A 13,497-nucleotide genomic window follows, 5' to 3' on the forward strand; every position below is an offset into this window, starting at 1 on the left:
CCTGCCTTTTCCTTTACCAAGGAAGGTAAACAAAAGATCAACCATGGACCGAAAGTCAACCGAGCCTCGCAGGGTCGAGGAGATAGTTCCGGTATGCCACCAGAGGTATCGGCTGCATGGCCAGGCACACGCGATGCACGACCGCACATCACGCTTGACAGACTCAACGGTCCCCTTCTGTTCGACGAGGGCGGCATTCGACTCCTACGCAATGCTCATGCCATCGGGCTGACCATCGCCGAATGGCGCGTCCTTCGCCTGCTTCACGACCACGCCCACCAAGCTGTCCCGCGCATGCAGCTACTCATGGCCGCCGCCAACGGTCGCCACCCCGGCAGCGACCGCAGCCTCGACACCCACATCAGCCGCCTCCGCGACAAGATCGAGACCGACCCGCACTGGAAGATCCATAGCCCTCAAAGCGCGGAGATTGCCCGCGAGCGCAGGATGCGGCGGATCATCCACACGGTCAACAACTACGGATACCGTCTCGATCCTCGCTAGCCACGGGCCTGCTACTGGATCAGGTGCATCACTCGTCGGCCGCGAGCGTACGCCGGTGCCACCAGGTCATGGTGAGACCGGCGAGGAGGCCGGCGAGACCGAAGAAGGCGATGGCGTTGACGAGCACCTGGCCGGCGTACGGCCCGACGTCGGCCATGCGGCCGGGGCCGACGGCACCACCGGCGATGCCGGAGAGGATCGCGACGAGCAGGCCGGCGACGACTCCGGCGCTGACCCCGCGGAGCGCGCCCTCCGACCAGCGCAGGGTCGGCCGGACGCGGCTGACCCGGCAGACTGCCCAGAAGGCGGTCAGCGGGCCGAGGGCCATCACGGCGGCGACCCAGGCGGGCGGGGTGCCGTTGTCGGGGAGCGCGGCGAGCATGGGGAACATCGGCAGCGGGCCGAGGGTCACCGCCGTCGGGGTCACGGTGGTGCCGACGCCGACGGTGAAGCCCGGGCCCAGGGCGTACGCGCTGGAGAAGAGTACGGCGTTGGGCAGCACGAGGACGGCGAGCAGCGAGTAGAGGATGATCCCGCCGAGGTCGAGGTGGAGCTGGGAGACGACGTTGATCGAGGTGGTGAAGTCGGCGAAGAGCGCCGCGAAGAACACCAGGGTGCTGACCGCGAACCACCAGAGCAGGATCGACCGGACCATCACGAGGACGTCCACGGCGGCCCGTGGCAGCAGCGTGATCCACAGCGCCGCACGACCGGAGCCGACCGCGATCGCGGGCAGCGCCACGACCACGCAGAGCCCGACCGACCAGGCGAAGACACCGGCGATGCTCGGCGCGGTGGCAGGGGTGCCGGCGACGGCCGCGGCCCCCACGGCCACCGCCGTGTAACCGAGCGCGAAGAGCCCGGCCACGACCGGGGCGGTCACATCACGCTCGCCGTCGGCGAGGGCGTTGGCGTCCGGTCCGTGCAGCGAGACCGCGTCACCGACCCGGACGGCGACCTGCCACATGACCCAGGCGAGGACGAGGGTGAGGCCGAGCGGGACGACGGTGACCGCCACGCCCGAGACGAGGACGCCGGACCCGTGGCCGAGCAGCCAGCCGAGCGCCGCGACACGCAGGGCGTCCGAGGGCTCGCCGTGGGCTCCCATGTCGCTGATGAACCAGCCGAGGATGCCGATCGCCAGACACACGACCAGCGTGGAGGCGGCCGCGCCCACGCCGCCGAGCAGGGCGACCGCGACCAGCGGGCGGCGGTGGCGGAGATCGTGGAGATCGTCCGCGACTCGCCCATCGGGGGTGCGAGGAGGCAGCAGCGAGGACATCGCCACTCATCCTCGCAACCCGTGTCGGCTCGATCTCGGCGACGCGCCGCCAAGGCCGGTGCCCGGCTTGGTCACAGCGGTTGATACCCGCCTGTGCATCTGCGGGTATTGCCGTTCATTCGACCGAATCACCTACAGTTGACCGCTGACATGGGCATGACCGCGGCAGACCACGAGACCTTCGAGGCGTTCTATCAGGACGTCCGCGGACGCCTCCTTCTCCAAACCTGGTCGCTGACCGGGGATCTGGAGGCCGCCAAGGCCGCCGTGCGCGGTGCACTGGTCATCACCTGGCACCACTGGCGCAAGGTGAAGCCGATGGACGACTTCGAGCGCGAGGACTGGGTCCGCCCGATCGCGTGGTCCAAGGCGATCCGCAACCACTCGGTGCCGCTGCTCCACCGCGACCAGACGATCGCTCCCGAGGCTCGCAGCACCCTCTCAGCGCTGCGCAGCCTCCCGCTCCACGACCGCAAGGTCTTCCTGCTCGGCCACCTCACCAGCGTCGACCTGGCCCAGCTGGCCCGCGAGGTCGGCACCCCGATCAGCCGCACCGAGACCGACCTTCAGGGCGCCAACGCCGCGATCTGCGCCGAGCTCGGGATCGCGCCGGAGCAGCTGCAGACCATCTTCGACCCGCTCGTCGACGTGCTCACCGAGCAGCCCTGGCCGAAGACCTCCACGATCACGACCGCCGGTGCCGTACGCCGCCGGGTGCACACCGCGATCGGCGCGGTCGCGGCCATCGCCGCCCTGGTCGGCACCGGCTTCTTCGTCACCCAGGACGCCGAGACCGAGCCCCGGCTCAACACGCTCTCGATGCAGTCGGCGGCCGAGGAGTTCGAAGTCGAGCCGAGCCAGATCCCCGGCAAGAAGCTGACCGCCAAGGACCTGATGACCGAGGACGAGGTGGCGAAGATCTACGGCGGCACCTGGGCCGTCGACATCTCCTCCGACAACCTCGAGGGCACCGGCCTCACCATCCCCTGCCAGGCCGACACCTCGGCCGACAAGCGCCCCGTGGCGAGCCTGGCGCGCACCTTCACCGCCCAGGCGAAGGCGACCACCGCCGGCACCACGATCGAGTCGTCCGTCGACGCGAAGGCGGCGGCTGCTGCGTACAAGAAGATGCAGGGGTGGTACGCAGCATGCGCCGAGCCTCGCTACCAGCTGATGTTCACGGAGTCGGTCGAGGGTATCGGCGACCAGGCGACCCTGTTCTCCTACCGCGACTGGGAGAACAACCGGGCGGTCACCTACGGCGTCGCGCGCACCGGCAGGCACACCGCCGCGGTGACCGTGAAGACCGAGGGCAAGTCCAGCACCACCGCCGCCAAGACCTCGACCATGCTCGGCACTGCGGTCCACAACCTCTGCTCGATGCCCGGCGCGGGTGCGTGCGTGGAGACCAAGCGGCCGCGGGCCACCGTGGTGCCACTTCCCACCGGCAAGGCGCCGGGACTCATCAACGAGACCGATCTTCCCCCGGTCAGCACGATCGGTGACCCGTGGGAGGGCACCGAGGCGAAGGCAGCCAAGACCAACCCGGCCCAGACCCGCTGCGACAACACCGAGTTCAACGCCAAGGGCATGTCCGGCGCCCAGACCCGCTCCTTCGTGATCCCCGAGACGAAGAAGAAGCTCGCCCCGATCTTCGGGCTCACCGAGACCGTCGGCAAGTTCGGCTCCGCCAAGGAGGCGCAGGCGTTCAACGTCGCGATCAAGGGCCGGCTGGACAAGTGCAGCGACAAACAGCTCGGCAGCCACGTCACCCAGCTCGCGACCGAGTCCATCAAGGACGGCGCGATCACGGTGTGGTACATCCGGGTCGAACTGGAGAACACGTCCATCTACTACCGGATGGCCGCGATCCGGCGCGGTGCGAACGTCGCCCAGATGAGCTTCGTGCCCGACGGTGACGCCGACATCAGCAACGCCGAGTTCGTCGCGCTCGCCAAGCGCGCTGCGTACCGCCTCGACTACCTCTGAGCAGTTCTCGGTATTTCTCGTCCGGATGCAACCGGACCTGCCTCTCGTGCATCTGACTGATCGAGGCTGGCGCAGGGCCAGATCGGCAAGGCCCAGTCTGGGGGAGGCAAGCGATGGACGAGGACGAGTTCGACGCGTTCTACAACGCGTCCTACCGCCGCGTGTGCGCGCAGGTGTACGCCATGATCGGCGACTCCGACGAGGCCGCCGAGTGCGTCCAGGAAGCCTTCGCCCGCGCCTGGGCGCACCGGCGCAAGCTGTCCTCGGTCGACTATCCCGAGGCCTGGGTCCGCACCACCGCCTACCGCCTCGCCGTGGGCCGTTGGCGGCGCAAGAAGTACGCCGGCCGGGCCACCGACAGAGCGGTCGGCATCCGGATGGAGATGCCTGCGGTCGACGAGACGCATGTCGCCCTCGTCGCCGCACTCAAGAAGCTCCCCGAGGCCCAGCGCCAAGCCATCGTCCTGCACCACATCGCCGATCTGCCGGTCTATCAGGTGGCCGCTGAGGTCGGCGCCCCCACCGGCACCATCAAAGCCCGCCTGGCCCGAGGACGAGCCACGCTGGCCGAGCTACTCGCCGACGAAACACCCGGCGCCGTCTGGAAGGAGGCCTGAGATGAGTGATCCGATCTCGCGTCTGGACCAGTTCCGCGCCGACACCCCTGGAGCACCGATGAAGTCCGCAGCCGAGGTACGCCAACGGGGTGATCAGATCCGACGCCGCCAGCGCGCCATCGTCACCGCCGGCGCGGTAGCCCTGGCCGCGGTCGTCGCCGGGCCGATCATCTTCCTCTCCGCCGGATTCGGCGAGCGGGCCACCGAGCCGGACCCCGCCCCGGCGCCGAGCCAGACGCCGAGCACGGCGCCCAGCGCGTCGTCCTCGGCGCCGGCCGCGGACCTCACCCGTGCCCACCTTCCGACCGCGGACGACCTGGTCGTCGACGAGCCCTATCCGCGGTGGGTCGAGGACCAGACGTACGACGACGAGGGCAGGAGCGACTACAACGACTGCCTGACCGAGTCGCTCGGGGAGATGGGGGCAACCGCCGCCGTACGTCGCGACTTCCAGCCCCGGTCCGGCGAGGAGCTCTCGGACGCCGCAGGGACGCTGAAGGCCGTCGTCGCCGAGTTCGCCTCCGCCAAGGAGGCCGACACGGCCCGCGCCGAGATCACGAAGACCGCGGCGAGCTGCTCCGCCCGCGACGCCGAGACCGCCGGCTCGCTGCCGGTCGAGGGCGGCGTCGCCACGGCCGGGGACATCAGCGTGGTGACGTACCAGCCCGACGACCCCGACATGAACGCGGTCTGGGAGGTCGCGACGGCCGTCGTGACCGTCGAGGACCGGGTGCTGGTGATGACCAGGAAGCGTGGCGTGCAGAGCTACGTCCCGCCGACCGACCTACGGGCCTCCGCCGTCAATGCCACCTACCGGATGGTCGGTGCCCGGCCGCCGGCCGCATCGACGTCGTCGCCGGCGTCCGACCCGGCGTCGAACCCGGCCTCCTCTGCCCCGCCCGCCGACATCCTCGGCGACGCCCAGCTCGTCTCGGCCGCATCCCTGCCGGCGATGCCGTTGGAGGGAGAGTCGTCGGCGACCTGGCAGCAGGTCCCGGCGCAGCCGACCCCGACGCTCTACTGCCAGGGCGCGTGGCTCTCCTCGCTGAAGGCCGCCGACTCGGTCAGCCGGGAGTTCCGGCTCGAGAACCCGGGCGAGATCGGCAAGGTCAACGTGACGGTGCTGGAGTTCGCGACGAAGCAGGCTGCCGACGCGGCGTACGAGACGGTCCACGGCTGGCTCGACGGCTGCCCGGCGACGTTGGCCGACGCGAAGCTCTTCACGGCCGGGCCGATCGAGTCCATCGAGATCGACTCCACCCCCGCGATCGACCGCGCCGCGCAGACGCTCGCCGAGTACGCCGGCGACTGCGGTGGCCAGGACTGCGACGCCACCTGGTACGACCACCAGACCGTCGCCCAGATCGGGACGCGGCTGGTGCTGGTCACCCACGCCGAGTCCGGCGGCCCCTGCCCGCCGACCAGAGCCTGCCCGCCGGAGGAGGCCTCGGACTACACCGAGTGGGACAACCGGGTCGCCCAGACCGTCGAGGCCACCGTGGGCCAGGCCATCGTGGACCTGCGCTGACCAGGGGACCCAGGTGCTATTGAACTTTACGGTCACGCCCGTCACCGCCGACACTGACGCTCTGGCAGGCGTCAGGGGACGCGCCAGAGAGAGCCAGCCGGGGAGGCGAACGATGGACGAGGACGAGTTCGACGCGCTCTACAACGCGTCGTACCGCCGGCTGTGTGCTCAGCTGTACGCCATGATCGGTGACTTCGACGAAGCGGCCGAGTGCGTGCAGGAAGCGTTCGCCCGCGCCTGGGCGCACCGGCGCAAGATGTCCTCGGTCGACTACCCCGAAGCCTGGGTGCGCACCACCGCCTACCGCCTCGCGGTCGGCCGCTGGCGCCGCAAGAAGTACGCAGGCCGCGCCGCCGACAGGGCCGTCGGTGCGCGCACCGAGATGCCCGGGGTCGACGAGTCCCACGTGGCTCTGGTCGCGGCCCTGAAGAAGCTCCCTGAAGCCCAGCGCCAGGCCATCGTCCTGCACCACATCGCCGACCTGCCGGTCCACCAGGTCGCCGCCGAGGTCGGCGCCCCGACCGGCACCATCAAGGCCCGCCTGGCCCGAGGACGAGCCGCCCTCGCGGAGCTGCTCGCCGAGGACAATCCCGGCGCCGGCGCTGTCTGGAAGGAGGCCTGAGATGAGTGACCCGATCTCACGCCTGGACCAGTTCCGCGCCGACTCTCCGGGCGCCCCGATGAGCTCCGCTGCCGAAGTCAGGAGGCGGGGTGACCAGATCCGCCGACGCACCCGTGCCGTCGTCACGGCCGGCGCCGCCGCGGTGGCCGCCGCCGTCGCCGGACCGGTCATCTTCCTCTCCACCGGGATCGGCGATCAGGGCATCGACCCGGCACAGAGCGACAGCATCAGCGCGGCTGAGTCCGGCGCGGCTTACTCCGCCGCCCCATCCGCTCTCACCCGCGCCAACCTGCCGACCGAGGACGACCTGGTCGCCGACGACCCCTATCCGGCGTGGGTCCAGGAGCAGACCTACGACGGCGAGGGCACCGACCCCTACAACGAGTGCCTGACCGAGTCGCTGGGTGACTCCGGTGCGGCGACGACGTTCCGCCGCGACTTCGTCGCGAGACCCGGCGCGGAGATGGCGGACGCGGCGGGCACGCTGAACGCCGTCGTCGGCGAGTTCGACTCGGCCGGAGAGGCCGAGAAGGTGAGCATCGACCTCTCCGACGCCGCGATCTTGTGCTCCGGCGTGGACGGCGCCGAGCTGGCCGGCACGCTGCCGGTCGAGGGCGACGTCATCTCCAGCGGCAGCATCGACGTGGTGACGTACCAGCCCGACGAGCCGGACAAGAACGCGGTCTGGGAGGTCGCGACGGCCGTCGTGGCCGCCGAGGACCGGGTACTGGTGATGACCCGCAAGCGCGGTGTCCAGGACTACGTCTCGCCCACCACCCTGCAGACCTCCGCGGTCAACGCCGCCTACCGGCTGGTCGGCGTCGCACCTCCGGGCGCCCCTTCCACCGACCCGTCCGTCGATCCGACGCCCACCGGCTCCCCGACCGAGGGGCGCCTCGGCGACGCCAACCTGGTCGCGGCCGGCGAGCTCCCGGCGCTCGACCGCTTCGAGAGCGCCCTCGGCTGGAACCGCTACACGCCCACGCCCGACGTACCGACCCTGGCGTGCCAGAAGGAGTGGCTCTCCACCCTCGGCGCCACGGCCAAGGTGGCGGCCGACTACCGCTGGGACACCGACCGCGCCATGGTCGGCCAGGTCCATGTGGCCGTGCTGGAGTTCTCGGACGTGAACGCGGCGGGTGCTGCGTACAACGAGGTCATGGAGTGGATGGAGGTCTGCCCGGCCAACAAGCTCGGGGTCGACCCCGACGTCACCGCGCTGCCGAGGGACGTCAGCGCCGACCTCGATGCCGGGCCGAAGCGCGCGGCTCGGTCGCAGGCGACGTATCCCGGGTCGGACGGCAACGACAGCATCTGGTTCGAGACGGAGCTGGTCGCCGAGTACGACACCCGGCTGGTCCTGGTCGGCTACGGCGAGCTCGCCGGGCCGTGCCCGCCGAGCACCGGCGACAAGGAGGACCCGTGCTACCAGCCCGACCAGCCTGACTCCTGGCCCGGCCGGATCCTCGCGATCGAGAAGGCGGCGGTGACTGCCGGCATCAGCGATCTGCGCTGACGGCACCCGGCTCAAATACGATATGGTTGATCGTCTTTCATGATTTAGCGTGGAGACTCCTGTCACAACGCGCGTACGCAGGGAAGACACGTACTGGCCATGGCGTTCGGGACCAACAGAGCCCGACCCGCATCAACCCTGGAGTAGCCCTCTCGTGTCCACCGCCCCCACCACCCGACGACGTCTGCCGCTTCCGTCGTTCTCGGTCCAGATCGTTCTCGGCCTCGCCCTCGGTGTCGCCCTCGGTGCCATCGCGCGAGCGATCGGGCCCGGGGCCGGCGACGAGGCCAACTGGCTGACGACGACGCTCGCCACGATCGGTGACTCGTTCGTCTCGCTGCTCAAGGCCGTCGTCGTACCCCTGATCTTCACGGCCATCATCGCCTCGATCGCCAACCTCCGCACGGTCAGCAACGCGGCCCGGCTCGCCGGCCAGACGCTGCTGTGGTTCGCCGTCACCGCGGCGATCTCGGTCGTCATCGGCATCGGCCTGGGGCTGCTCTTCCGTCCGGGCAGCAACACCGCGGTCAGCACCGCCGACGCGGCCGAGACCGGCGCGTCCGCGTCGTGGCTCGACTTCCTGCAGGGCCTGATCCCCGGCAACTTCCTCGGTCTCCAGGCGTCGACCAGCGTCGAGCAGGTCGGCGGGAGCCCGCTCGCGGAGACCGCGCTGAGCTTCAACGTGCTGCAGGTGCTCGTCGTGGCGCTCGCCATCGGCATCGCGGCGCTGAAGACCGGCGAGAAGGCCGAGCCGTTCCTCGCCTTCAACCGCTCCTTCCTCGCCATCGTGCAGAAGGTGCTGTGGTGGATCATCCGGCTGGCGCCGATCGGCACCCTCGGCCTGATCGGCAACGCGGTCGCCTCCTACGGCTGGGACTCGCTGAGCTCCTTGGCGTGGTTCGCGGTGGCTGTCTACGTCGGTCTGGCGCTGGTCCTGTTCGTGGTCTACCCGGTGCTGCTGCGTGTCCACGGGCTCAACCCGATCGCCTACTTCCGCGGTGCCTGGCCAGCCATCCAGCTCGCCTTCGTCTCGCGCTCCTCGGTGGGCACGATGCCGGTGACCGAGCAGGTGACGGTCAAGAACCTCGGCGTCCCGCAGGAGTACGCCTCGTTCGCCGTCCCGCTGGGCTCGACCACCAAGATGGATGGCTGCGCTTCGATCTACCCGGCGATCTCGGCGATCTTCGTCGCGCAGATCTTCGGTGTCGACCTGAGCATCACCGACTACCTGCTGATCGCCTTCGTCTCGGTCGTCGGCTCGGCCGCGACCGCCGGGCTCACCGGCGCCGTCGTGATGCTGACGCTCACGCTCTCGACCCTCGGCCTGCCGCTGGCCGGGGTCGGCCTGCTGCTCGCGATCGACCCCATCCTCGACATGGGACGCACCGCCGTCAACGTCGCCGGCCAGGCGCTCGTGCCGACGATCGTCGCCAAGCGGGAGGGCATCCTCGACCTCGACCGCTACCGCTCCGCTTCCGCAGAGGGGCTGTTGACGGACGAGGAGCCGGCGACCGGAGCCGTCGCCGCCTGATCCTTGGGGGCATGCAGCGCCCCGGCAGCCAGCTGGCTGCCGGGGCGCTGTCGTCTCAGCCGGGGTAGGAGGCGGCGGAGCGGGCGGTCCGCAACGCCTCGGCCCACCAGGCGAGCTGAGCCAGCATCGCCTTGGCGTAGACGGCTGAGTCCGGGTCGTCGGGCCGACCGTCCTCGTCGAGCCGCTCCCAGTAGCGGGGAAAGGCGAGGCGGGCCTGGAGGGGGTGGGCGTGCAGCTCGGTGAGCACGTTCTCCAGGTGCAGGGCGGCGTGGCGGCCGCCGCTGTCGCCACCGTAGGAGACCAGCGCGACCGGTTTGGCCTGCCACTGGGTGAAGTGCCAGTCCAGCGCCGACTTCAACGAGGCCGGGTAGCTGTGGTTGTACTCGGGCGTGACGATGACGAAGCCGTCGGCGGCCTCGAGGGCCGCGGTCAGGTCGCCCTGACCCGCCGGCCGTGGATAGTCGGCGCCGGCCATCTTGGGCGACTCGGCGGGCAGCGACAACGGGATCTCATGGTCGGCCAGATCGATCAGCTCGACGTCGAGACCGCCGTACGCCTCGGCCTGCTCGGCCATCCAGGAGCCGAAGATCGGGCCGCCGCGACCTTCCCGGACGCTGGCGAGAATGACTGCGATACGTAGTGATTCGTTCATGTCATCCAGACTCACCCGGATCAACGGGTGGCGGGAGACCGAGCCGAGGCTGGCCCCGCCAGGGCCACCCTCACCACCCAGCCTCGCCGTAGGCTTGGCGCCATGCCTGCCAACCCGGGAGCCCTTGGCTCGTTCATCAGGGACCGCCGGGACCAGACCACGCCGGAGAGCGTCGGTCTCCCGGTCGGCGTACGCCGCCGCGCGCCCGGCCTGCGGCGCTCCGAGCTGGCCACGCTGGCCTGGATCAGCGTCGAATACCTGGTCCGGATCGAGCAGGGCCGAGACCGCCACCCCTCACCCCAGGTCCTGCGGGCCATCGGCGACGCGCTCCGCCTCGACGCCGCCGCCCACGAGCACCTGCGCACCCTGGCGATGGCCTCCAGCGGGCAATGCCTCGGGCCGTACTCCACGGGTCGCGACGTACGCCCCGGCGCCCGCGCCGTGGTGGAGCAGTTCGAGCCGGGGCTGGCGGTGCTGACCAACCGGCTCGGCGACCTGCTCGCCCACACCTCCGGGTTCGACGCGCTCGCCCGGACGCTCGGCCTGCTGGACCAGGCGGAGCCCAACCTGACGACGTACGTCTTCCTCGACCCCCGCGCCCGCGAGGCGTTCCCCGACTGGGACCGGGTGGCCGACGACCGGGTCACCAACCTCTACCGCGGACCGACCGCCGGTGCCTCACGCCGGCTCATCGACGCCATGTCGGAGCACGCGGGGCCGGAGTTCACCGGGCGCCTGAACCGCCACGAGCAGCCGCACGGCGGGGTGTGGCGCTGGCGTCACCCCGAGGCCGGCGAGCTTCGCCTCGACGTCGAGGAGCTCGAGCTCCCGGCGGCCGACAACCAGCAGATCCTGGTCATGATGCCCGCCGACGACGCCACCGCCGAGTCCCTCGACACGATGCGGCGTCGCCGGTCGGGCGCCCTGCGCGCGGTCTGACGTAGGTCAGCCTCGGCCGCTCTTCTCGGCGTCGTCGTCGGCCGACAAGCTGTGCCAGACCTCGTATGCGACGGAGGCCGCACCCTCTGCGTCGCCGGAAGCGAGCAGATCGATCAGGGTGTCATGACGCTCGACGGAGGCCTGGCCGCCGGCATCGAAGCGGAGTCGCTCGGCGCGGCGCACCAGCGGGTCGAACTGGTCGAGAACTGCCTCGATGGCACGGTTGCCGAGAACTGCCACGGGGATGCGGTGAAGCTCCTCGTCGGCGTCGAGAGCAGCGTCGACGTCGCCGGCACGCACCGCATCCGCGAAACGGCGGTTGGCCTCGCGCATGCGAGCGAGGTCCCGCTCCGCCAACTTGCCGGCAGCCTCGCGTGCGGCCAGCTGGTGCATCGCGGCCACCACGTCGCGCGCGTCCCGCACTGCTTGTGACTCGATCTTGCTCACGGTCGTCGACCGCCCGGGCAGCGCGACGACGAGCCCGCTTCCCGCGAGGCGCAGCAGCGCCTCGCGGACGGGGGTGCGGCTGACACCCAGCCACTCCGCAAGCTCGACGTCCTTTAACTGCTCACCGGGACCGAAGGTGCCGTCGACAATCGCATCTCTGAGCCGTCGATAGACGTCATCCCGGAGGAGCGTTCGGTCGACTGAGGGTGTACCCGAGGGGATCGGCATGCAACATATTGCACACACTTCTTGGGGCCGACGCAAACCCACAAGGGGCTTGTCCCCGACTCCGGCATGCAATATATTGCACATTGGATGGCGCAAACACGTCGCCATAACCCGCAGAGGAACGCCTCGCGGCACACGAAAGGAACAGCAGCATGAGCACCCCCGGTCAGCAGATCCAGAACATCGTCCTGGTGCACGGCGCCTTCGCCGACGGCGGCGGGTGGCGCCGCGTCTACGACGACCTCACCGCACGTGGATACCGCGTCAGCATCGTGCAGAACCCCCTGACGTCTCTCGCCGACGATGTCGCAGCAACCACACGGGTCCTCGATCGCCAGGACGGCCCGACGGTCCTGGTGGGCCACTCGTGGGGCGGCACCGTCATCACCGAGGCGGGCAACCACCCGAACGTCGCCGGCCTCGTCTACGTCTCGGCGCTCGCGCCGGCTTCGGGCGAGACGACCGCGCAGCAGTACGAGGGCTTCGCCCCCACCCCCGATTTCGTCATCGACGTCGGCGAGGACGGCTACGGATTCCTCAACTCCGCGAAGTTCAAGGTCGGCTTCGCGGCGGACACGAGCGATGAGGACGCCGCGTTCCTCCGCGACTCGCAGGTGCCGATCAACATGTCGGTGTTCAACGAGCCCGTGACCCGCGCCGCGTGGGCCGACAAACCCACCTGGGCCGTCATCGCCACCGATGACAAGTCGTTCGACCAGGCGATGCTCCAGCACATGGCCAGCCGCGCAGGTGCCAAGATCACGAACGTCTCTGCGAGCCACGCGTTGTACATCACCCAGTCGGGCGTCGTCGCCGACGTGATCGCCGACGCCGCCGAGCACGCGCTGATCGCGGTCGGCTGAGTCACGCAGCCCGCTGAGCTCGTCCGACCGTCGAAGCGCAGGGAGCGGCCCGGACTACCGCGGCCCGGGCCTCACTCCTAGAAGGAGACACCATCATGATCACCACGCTTCAGGCGCCCCTGTGGATCGAGCTGCTTGCGGCCGGCCTCGGCGGGCTGCAGGGCGCACTCTTCGCCGCCGGCGAGCGCCACCGCCGCATCGACGTCCTGGGCGTCGTCGTCATTGGCCTCGCCGTCTCGCTCGGCGGCAGCCTGCTGCGTGACATCTTGCTCAACCAGCCGCCCGTGGTGATCTGGAGCAACGGCTATCTGCTCGTGGCCGGCGCCTCCGCGGTCCTCGGAATGCTGGTTCAGCGTCTGCTGGCGCGGGCCGACTGGACGCTCACCGCCCTGGACGCGGTCGTGATGGGCCTGTTCGGCGCGATCGGCGCCTCCAAGGCGCTCGCGCTCGGGGCAGGCGAGGTCGGCGCGCTGGTGGTCGGAGTCGTAGGCGCCATCGGCGGCGGGATGCTGCGCGACGTCATCCTGGGCCTGCCCCTCTCGTTCCTCCAGGTGGGGACCTTGTACGCGGTTGCAGCAGGTTCCGGCGCCGGGGTCCTCATCCTCCTCGTCGGCCTCGGCACGCCGGTGGCGGTGGCAGGCCCCGTCTGCGTCATCGTGACGGCGACCGTCCGACTGATCGCCGTGCGTTTCGAATGGCGTTTCCCCGAGCAAGGGCCGCTGCGCTTTCGGCGACGCGTCGGGCACAGCGGCGAACCCGTGTGAATCGAGCGCCGGCGA

13 protein-coding genes are annotated in these 13,497 nt (G+C 70.2%); 10 read left to right on the forward strand and 3 right to left on the reverse strand.

All coding sequences use genetic code 11. The features are described from left to right. The first annotated feature begins 93 nt into the window (after positions 1–93). Positions 94–504, forward strand: a complete 411-nt coding sequence (locus tag OG984_RS15820) for a winged helix-turn-helix domain-containing protein (protein ID WP_328527254.1) — start codon at positions 94–96, stop codon at positions 502–504. Between the two features lie 28 nt (positions 505–532). On the opposite strand, the gene OG984_RS15825 is transcribed toward OG984_RS15820, so the two are convergent. Beyond that, a complete protein-coding gene (locus OG984_RS15825; RefSeq protein ID WP_328527255.1) occupies positions 533–1,786 on the reverse strand; it encodes a cell division protein PerM in 1,254 nt (417 codons plus the stop codon). Positions 1,787–1,936: 150 nt separating this feature from the next. Between OG984_RS15825 and OG984_RS15830 the strand changes: the two genes are divergently transcribed. From OG984_RS15830 to OG984_RS15855, 6 genes are all read left to right on the forward strand, one after another. Beyond that, positions 1,937–3,775, forward strand: coding sequence for a hypothetical protein (locus OG984_RS15830; protein ID WP_328527256.1), 1,839 nt, complete (start codon positions 1,937–1,939; stop codon positions 3,773–3,775). A gap of 113 nt (positions 3,776–3,888) precedes the next feature. Beyond that, positions 3,889–4,392, forward strand: coding sequence for a SigE family RNA polymerase sigma factor (locus OG984_RS15835; protein WP_328527257.1), 504 nt, complete (start codon positions 3,889–3,891; stop codon positions 4,390–4,392). Between the two features lies 1 nt (position 4,393). Then, complete coding sequence (locus OG984_RS15840) at positions 4,394–5,920, forward strand: hypothetical protein (RefSeq protein ID WP_328527258.1); 1,527 nt, start codon at positions 4,394–4,396, stop codon at positions 5,918–5,920. 112 nt (positions 5,921–6,032) lie between these two features. Then, positions 6,033–6,542, forward strand: coding sequence for a SigE family RNA polymerase sigma factor (locus tag OG984_RS15845; RefSeq protein WP_328527259.1), 510 nt, complete (start codon positions 6,033–6,035; stop codon positions 6,540–6,542). A 1-nt stretch (position 6,543) separates the two neighbouring features. After that, positions 6,544–8,058, forward strand: coding sequence for a hypothetical protein (locus OG984_RS15850; protein ID WP_328527260.1), 1,515 nt, complete (start codon positions 6,544–6,546; stop codon positions 8,056–8,058). Positions 8,059–8,212: 154 nt separating this feature from the next. Then, positions 8,213–9,589, forward strand: a complete 1,377-nt coding sequence (locus tag OG984_RS15855; RefSeq protein ID WP_328527261.1) for a dicarboxylate/amino acid:cation symporter — start codon at positions 8,213–8,215, stop codon at positions 9,587–9,589. 55 nt (positions 9,590–9,644) lie between these two features. Here OG984_RS15855 and OG984_RS15860 read toward each other — a convergent pair whose 3' ends face one another. Then, on the reverse strand, positions 9,645–10,241 hold the full coding sequence (locus tag OG984_RS15860; RefSeq protein WP_328527262.1) for an NADPH-dependent FMN reductase: 597 nt from the start codon (positions 10,239–10,241) through the stop codon (positions 9,645–9,647). A 102-nt stretch (positions 10,242–10,343) separates the two neighbouring features. Between OG984_RS15860 and OG984_RS15865 the strand changes: the two genes are divergently transcribed. Beyond that, positions 10,344–11,180, forward strand: a complete 837-nt coding sequence (locus tag OG984_RS15865) for a helix-turn-helix domain-containing protein (RefSeq protein ID WP_328527263.1) — start codon at positions 10,344–10,346, stop codon at positions 11,178–11,180. Between the two features lie 6 nt (positions 11,181–11,186). Here OG984_RS15865 and OG984_RS15870 read toward each other — a convergent pair whose 3' ends face one another. Beyond that, the gene (locus OG984_RS15870; RefSeq protein WP_328527264.1) at positions 11,187–11,855 is read right to left on the reverse strand and encodes a GntR family transcriptional regulator; all 669 of its coding nucleotides are present in this window, start codon (positions 11,853–11,855) and stop codon (positions 11,187–11,189) included. A 152-nt stretch (positions 11,856–12,007) separates the two neighbouring features. Here OG984_RS15870 and OG984_RS15875 point away from each other — a divergent pair, with 152 nt between their 5' ends. After that, entirely contained in the window at positions 12,008–12,718 is a 711-nt protein-coding gene (locus OG984_RS15875) for an alpha/beta fold hydrolase (protein WP_328527265.1), read from the forward strand. Positions 12,719–12,813: 95 nt separating this feature from the next. Then, the gene (locus tag OG984_RS15880; protein ID WP_328527266.1) at positions 12,814–13,482 is read left to right on the forward strand and encodes a trimeric intracellular cation channel family protein; all 669 of its coding nucleotides are present in this window, start codon (positions 12,814–12,816) and stop codon (positions 13,480–13,482) included. Positions 13,483–13,497: the final 15 nt, after the last annotated feature.

Source organism: Nocardioides sp. NBC_00368, from assembly GCF_036090055.1.
Taxonomy (GTDB): domain Bacteria; phylum Actinomycetota; class Actinomycetes; order Propionibacteriales; family Nocardioidaceae; genus Nocardioides.